Source organism: Roseovarius sp. D0-M9, from assembly GCF_037083805.1.
In the GTDB taxonomy this organism is placed as follows: domain Bacteria; phylum Pseudomonadota; class Alphaproteobacteria; order Rhodobacterales; family Rhodobacteraceae; genus Roseovarius.
On record NZ_JBAPKZ010000081.1, the window covers coordinates 1 to 6,140 of the forward strand.

Below are 6,140 nucleotides of genomic sequence, written 5' to 3' on the forward strand. Positions count from 1 at the left end.
AAGTCGCTCTGACAGCCCTCATGCGAAAGCTCATCGAACTGGCCAACGCACTCGTCCGACAAGACCGAGAATGGACGCCAAAAACAGCTTGATCAAGACGGATACTCTAGTCGCCCCATTCCGAGGGTTCACGCAGGCCGCCAGCCACTCTCGGGAAGTCCAATTCGCCGTATGAAACTGATGTTCAACTTGACCTGTCTGAAATTTACTCAGCATGTGATCCGTTTCCAAGCGGGACACGGCGGCTGAAAATTTGGCCTGCATCCGAATAGTCGCGCAGCACATCATAGACCAATTTTTTCATCCATACTGCTGTAGCGGGTGCCGGCACTTCAACTCGACCGCGACCGCTCGGCAGATCACGAGGATCATAACCATAAATTACGGCGAGATGCGCCAAGGCGATTAGATAAGCGCCCTGTCCGTTCAAATGAATCGTATCCAAAAACAGATCCTCTATTCTATCAAGCCCTGGCGCCTTTCCTGAATCGATAGCATCATGCACGGCGGCCATTATTAGAGGACCGGGAATCACTCGCATCGGCGGTGATCCGTTCGGGCGATTGACGTTGACGTGATCTGCAATACCTTGCCAGCGCGCCATTTCTAGGGGCATGCGCTTACGAAATGTTAGATGCCCTTCCGGATCATTTTGGTGATCGCCGAAATCTGACCCGCTGTCAGTATTTACCCATGTAGCGTAGAGAATGGTTTCGGCTCCAGCGCCCTCATTTCCCTGCGTCCATGCATGAATGAACCACCGGAGGGCCATGTTTTCCGAGTCGTGCCATGGCAAAGTGCCTGAGAGCGATGTGCGCTCTGTGATCACCAGCAAGTCATAATCAGCGATATCGTGGCGGGCATCAGGCAAATATTTGTTTCTATGGTTCCAGCGCCAATCCATTGGGCTACCTGGAATAGTCGAACGGTCCATAACCCTGCCGCGAGCCTCGTGCTGACCTACCGCACCAACCATCGTATCCAAAACCGGGACGATTGGATCAGTCAGTGAGTGGCCCGAATGAACCACCCGCGTCGAAAACGGACGCAAAACGTTCGCCCGTGCAGGTGTTATCCCTATCAAGCACAACATCGGAATGATCGCCATCCCCCACAAGAAAGCCCTTCTGCCCGACCTTTCGGTACGGAACTGACTATCTAGTATTGCACATGATAATGCATCTGATCGCAGATTAATCATTCAAATATATACTCTTTTAGGTACTGACGGTACGCCAAAAAAACTAGCAGCGCACGCACTAATTTCGTGAACAGAGAATGTGACGAGACTGCTCGAAATCCGCCAGACCGGCTGCCTGGCGGACTTGAAACGGCAAAATCCGTCCCCAGAATCCGGTCTCGCCCCATCCAAGTCTACCCAGCAGCCATCTCGGCGTACAGAAGGCTCAGGACCCATTGATTTCAGGTCCTTTGCGTGATTCACGGCTCCGAAAACGGAGCCGTGACATGTCTGATCTCTTCTGGCTGACCGACGCGCAAGCTTCTCGGGGTGGCACCAAGAACGTTGCGGTTGGCAGCAGAAGCAGGAAAAATCAAAGCTGAACATCCCACCATATTTTTTGCGCCATCGATAATAGGTCTGCTGCGTCACGCCAACCTGGCGCACCGCATCAGCAATCGAGCTGCCTTGCCCTTGCAACACTTCAACCTGCCGCAGCTTCAGCACGATCTCTTCGGGTTTGTCTCTCTTTCCTGCCATCTCTGGTCCTCCTGAAACGGGACAATACTATCCCAGTTGGTGGAAGACTTCAGTGGGGGCACTCCAGTGCTACCCAGCCAGCGGTGTAATATGCTTGATCAGAAAACAAGATTCAGAAAGACTTGACCGCAAGCGGTCCCCACCTTTCGGAGTATTGTTTTAATGTTAAGCATGATTATAACCGGCGGCACTGTTGACCATGATGAAGCCTGATCTGGCCAAAGTGGTGCTGATCGCCCCGAATGCAGGTACACAGATGGGGGGTGAGGCGATTAAAGCCTATCAGTATTTTCAGTGGCTTTTGGACCAGAATTATGACGCGGTGCTTGTTACCCATGGCCGCAACCGGCGCGAACTAGAAGCGCGCCTGCCCGCCGAACGAGTGCTATGGGTTGATGAGACGCTGCTACAGACCTTTATGTGGCGTAGTCGCTTTCTGCGCCCGCTGTTGAGCGTGTATTTCCACCTTGCTGCGGCGCGGTTAGCTTGCGGCTACGGCCGCGCGACGACCCTCGTGCACTACATATGCCCGATTTCGCCAGTTACACTGCGCTTTCCCCCGAAGGGTTATCGATTGGTAATGGGGCCGTTTAACGGCAACCTGGGTTATCCACCAGCATTCCGACACCGCGTAGGCCGCAAGCAGGGGCTGGAGGAGGCACTATACGGCCTTACTCAGCGGATCTGGGGCGCGCTGTTCGGCGACAAACGCCGGGCTGAGACTGTACTAGTGTCGGGCGGCGAGCGGACACGCGCAGCACTGCGGCTGGCTGGTGTGGCAGAAGAGCGGATGGTTGATGTGCTGGACGCGGGCGTCTCGACCGCGCTGATCGGGCTTGGACCCGCCCGGCACGAAGGGCGAAACCCGCATTTCGTCTCTCTTGGACGCTTCGACGCTTACAAGGGCTANCAGGACTTGCCGGAGTTGCGCCAATACCGTGGCTTCGTGTTCCCCACTTTGGCAGAAGCGAACGGGATCGTCATCCAGGAGGCGATGACGCTAGGCTTACCGGTGTTGACGCTTCGCTGGGGCGGGCCAGCTATGTTGGCAGACGATAACAGCGCGCTGTTCATCGACCCCAACGGTGAGGACGCAGTGGTCGCCGGGCTCGCCGAGGCTATGAACCTTCTGGCCAGTGATCCGGACCTCGCCACTCGGGTCGGGGCGGCGGCACGGGCTCGGGCGAAGGTCGCTTTTAGCTGGGACAGCGTCGCCGCAAGCTGGTCGGCGCACTACTAAAGCGTTTCGCGAAAAACCTGAATCACAGAGTTTCGCGAAACGCGGCGCGACATCGAGGCGTTGCAAGCGTTTCGCCTTTTGCTGATGCCTCAGGTTAAAGGCGAAACGCTTTAGAGTCTGATTCAAAACTATCTGAGCATTATTAATTCCTTGCGAGATGGCGTGTGACACGTCGAATGTGGGCGATTGTGATCCACGCCTCTGCGCTGGCGATGGATTTTTCCCAATCCTTTGACAGGCGGCGGCATCGGCCCAGCCAGGCAAGGGTGCGCTCGACCACCCATCGGTGTGACAGAACCTCGAACCCGTCGGCGGTGTCGGAGCGTTTGACGATCTGGACGCTCCACCGTCCGATGGCTTTCAGCGCATCGCGCAGTTTGGGTCCTGCATACCCGATGCGCATCCAGACGATACTCACGGATAATGGAAAAGAGTTCACGGATCGGCTCTTTGGGTTGCGCAAACGCGCTGCAACCGGGGCACACGAGTTCGACACACTCTTCGCGGACCTCGGTGTCGAGCACCGCCTCACCCCGCCGAAATCACCCCGGACCAACGGCATGGTCGAGCGCTTCAACGGGCGCATTGAGGAAGTCTTGCAGAGCCACCACTTCCAGTCCGGCGAGGAGGTGGAGACGACGCTGCACCGCTACGTCTGGCTTTATAACCAGAAACTCCCGTAATCAGTCTTGGGCAGCAAGACGCCCTTGCAGGCGATGAAAGACTGGCACAAACTCAAGCCAGAGCTGTTCAAGAAACAGCCATACTACCTTCCGGGATGTGCCAGCTAGTTCGGTCAAGGTCAATGCACCCTCCCGCAACCAACTTATCCTGCGAAGCGCCCTCTGGGGCGCTTTCGCTTTTTGGATCAACGCCAAGCGCCGCCCAACTGGCAGCAATCGTCGTATCGTTGATTTGCGATGTAGGCTTGGGACCGGCAGCCAATGTCAGGATGCCAGCCAAGTTGCCGTGAAGATCAGCCACCAAACGGTTTTCGCTTTCGTGCGGTGACAAAACGATCTTCTCGATCAATGACCGAACGATGTCACCCGCTTCGGAGCGATGCTCCGGCGTGTTCATCGTCTCGATCAATTTCCCCAACTGCTCACGATATCGAAGCGCCATGCTGGGATGTAGCAGAGGAGGAGCCTCCTCCACATTGTCGAGGAGGGCTACCAAGTGCACTCTTCGATTTTCAAGTTCATGCATCTTGTCCTTGATCGGTGCGACAGGCTCACCGTCAGCGATGGCATCAACCATCTGGGACAGACGCTTCTTAACTCTTTGCAGTTCTTCGCGATGAAAATCAAAAGCCGCATCATGTTCACGGCGCAGCTTGTTCATATGCTTGGTGTACTCTTCGCAGAATACGCCACAAAGCTCATCATCCATCAGGTAGTGCTCAAGCGCGCCAAGGACGTCTTGCTCAAGGTTCTCACGTTTCATAGTCCGCTTGTTGGAGCACGTGCCCTTGTTGCGGGCATTTGAGCACCCTGTGTGCGTCTGCGAGACCATCGAGAATCCGCCTCCGCATTCCCCGCATTTGATCAGACCGGAAAAAAGGTTGCGCGGGCGTTGTTTAGTCCAGAAAGTCTTGCCTTTCTTGTCTAGCTTACGCTGTCGGTCTTTTGCGTGCTGCCATAGCTCTTCATCGACAATCCGCAGATCAGACACGTCTTGAATAATCCAATCCGCTTCAGGATTGAGTTTCGAAACGCGCTTTCCAGTCTCTGGATTCTTCATGTAGGTGAGCCGGTTCCAAACCAGACGCCCTATATACAATTCGTTGTTCAGGATGCCGGTGCCGCGCTGGCGGTTACCGTTGATGGTGCTTTGGCCCCAGCCATTGCCTGTTGGCCCCGGAACGCCTTCCTTGTTCAAACTTATTGCGATTGCTTTGGGCGACTTACCGGCAGCGTATTCTTCAAAGATGCGGCGCACGATAGTCGCCTGCGCATCGTTTATCGTCCTATGGCCACGTTCATCGCCGGAGACGATATCGTAGCCATAACACTTGCCACCGCCGGATAGGCCCTTCTCCACTTTGCCAACGAGCCCGCGATGCGTCTTCTTTCTCAGGTCAGAGAGAAAGAGGGCGTTCATGGTGCCTTTCATGCCGATGTGGAGTTCATTGATCTCACCTTCGGCGTAGGTCACGAGTTTCACGCCTGCGAAGACCAGCCGCTTGTAGACCGCTGCGATATCTTCCTGATCGCGGCTTATACGGTCGAGCGCTTCGGCGTAGACCTGATCAAAGCGTCCTGCCGCTGCATCCTGCATCAGCATCTGGATTCCGGGTCTCATGAGCGAAGCACCTGAGACCGCGTGATCGGTATAGCTCTGGTAAACCTGACCACCTGCGTCGCGGACCTTCTTCTCACACAGCCTGATCTGGTCCTCGATGGACGCGTCACGCTGGAGGTCAGTAGAGTAGCGGGCATAGATAGCGGTTCTGGTCATGGTCTTCCTTCAGTGTTTCGTTGGGTCCTTGTTTTCCTTTAGCTTCTTCTTTCGCTGACGCTGGAGCAAGCTTTCATAATCCTCCTCGGCGGCGCGCCTGGCCAAAAATTTGGCCAACTCGCGAAGCGGCTGATCGGATTGGACTTTTCGTGTATCACGAAGTGCATTCCGCCAGCTGTTATCAGACCGCCGACTAGACATTCTACGCTACTTTCTTGTGTTTTTGGAGGAGAAAAGGCTGTGGATAACTTTTCTCAACCTCTAGTTTTATTTTACCATTCGCATGCACGAAATCGCAAAAAGGCACCCCAAAAACATGGTTTTTCAGTGGTTTAGCCATCAGATTGGCCCTCCAGATTTACGCCACAAAACGAGCGGACACTGGCCGCGACCGGTAAGCGTGAAGGGCTGGCTGACGACCGGAAGACCGGCATATCTGCACCAGTTGTAGCTGTGCGTGCCCCGTCAGGAAGTTTGCGAGTGACGCAAGAAGGGATACTGTTCGTGCCGGACGGATACCCAAAGTGAAAGAACTCAGACCTCGGACTTGTTGGAACGTTCCGGTAGTCTTCGCGTGAAATTCAAGGCAGCGGTCCGTGGGTCCATATCTTGGGCTTCTTCGCGGTTTGTGTGGGTGTGCGGGTCTCCGGTCAGTTCACGACCACACCAGATGTTGTGTCGTAGGGTGACGCGGGCAGGTGCTTGAGCCGACCGGCGACA

General features: G+C 55.2%; 4 protein-coding genes and 3 pseudogenes. 2 read left to right on the forward strand and 5 right to left on the reverse strand.

Annotated elements, in window-relative coordinates; genetic code table 11:
* Nucleotides 1-205: 205 nt before the first annotated feature.
* Nucleotides 206-1,108, reverse strand: a complete 903-nt coding sequence (locus V8352_RS21165) for a hypothetical protein (RefSeq protein ID WP_336426241.1) — start codon at nucleotides 1,106-1,108, stop codon at nucleotides 206-208.
* 456 nt (nucleotides 1,109-1,564) lie between these two features.
* Nucleotides 1,565-1,720, reverse strand: a pseudogene (locus tag V8352_RS21170) (helix-turn-helix domain-containing protein); the annotation flags it as partial.
* 790 nt (nucleotides 1,721-2,510) lie between these two features.
* Between V8352_RS21170 and V8352_RS22080 the strand changes: the two are divergent.
* Entirely contained in the window at nucleotides 2,511-2,960 is a 450-nt protein-coding gene (locus V8352_RS22080) for a glycosyltransferase (protein WP_442971082.1), read from the forward strand.
* 142 nt (nucleotides 2,961-3,102) lie between these two features.
* On the opposite strand, the pseudogene V8352_RS21180 reads toward V8352_RS22080, so the two are convergent.
* Nucleotides 3,103-3,354: pseudogene (locus V8352_RS21180) on the reverse strand (transposase); the annotation flags it as partial.
* Here V8352_RS21180 and V8352_RS21185 point away from each other — a divergent pair.
* A pseudogene (locus V8352_RS21185) lies at nucleotides 3,260-3,751 on the forward strand (integrase core domain-containing protein); the annotation flags it as partial. The pseudogenes V8352_RS21180 and V8352_RS21185 overlap by 95 nt on opposite strands.
* Here the strand turns inward: V8352_RS21185 and V8352_RS21190 are convergent.
* Both V8352_RS21190 and V8352_RS21195 read right to left on the reverse strand, forming a co-directional pair.
* The gene (locus tag V8352_RS21190) at nucleotides 3,711-5,420 is read right to left on the reverse strand and encodes a recombinase family protein (protein ID WP_336426242.1); all 1,710 of its coding nucleotides are present in this window, start codon (nucleotides 5,418-5,420) and stop codon (nucleotides 3,711-3,713) included. The pseudogene V8352_RS21185 and the gene V8352_RS21190 sit on opposite strands and share 41 nt — an antisense overlap.
* A gap of 534 nt (nucleotides 5,421-5,954) precedes the next feature.
* The coding region (locus tag V8352_RS21195; RefSeq protein ID WP_336426243.1) for a hypothetical protein at nucleotides 5,955-6,140 on the reverse strand (186 nt) is incomplete at its 5' end.

Bases quoted from the DNA above. Each gene is read 5' to 3' on its own strand.
- V8352_RS21165 (WP_336426241.1), bottom strand. From the start codon at position 1,108: ATGGCGATCATTCCGATGTTGTGCTTGATAGGGATAACACCTGCACGG.
- V8352_RS21190 (WP_336426242.1), bottom strand. From the start codon at position 5,420: ATGACCAGAACCGCTATCTATGCCCGCTACTCTACTGACCTCCAGCGT.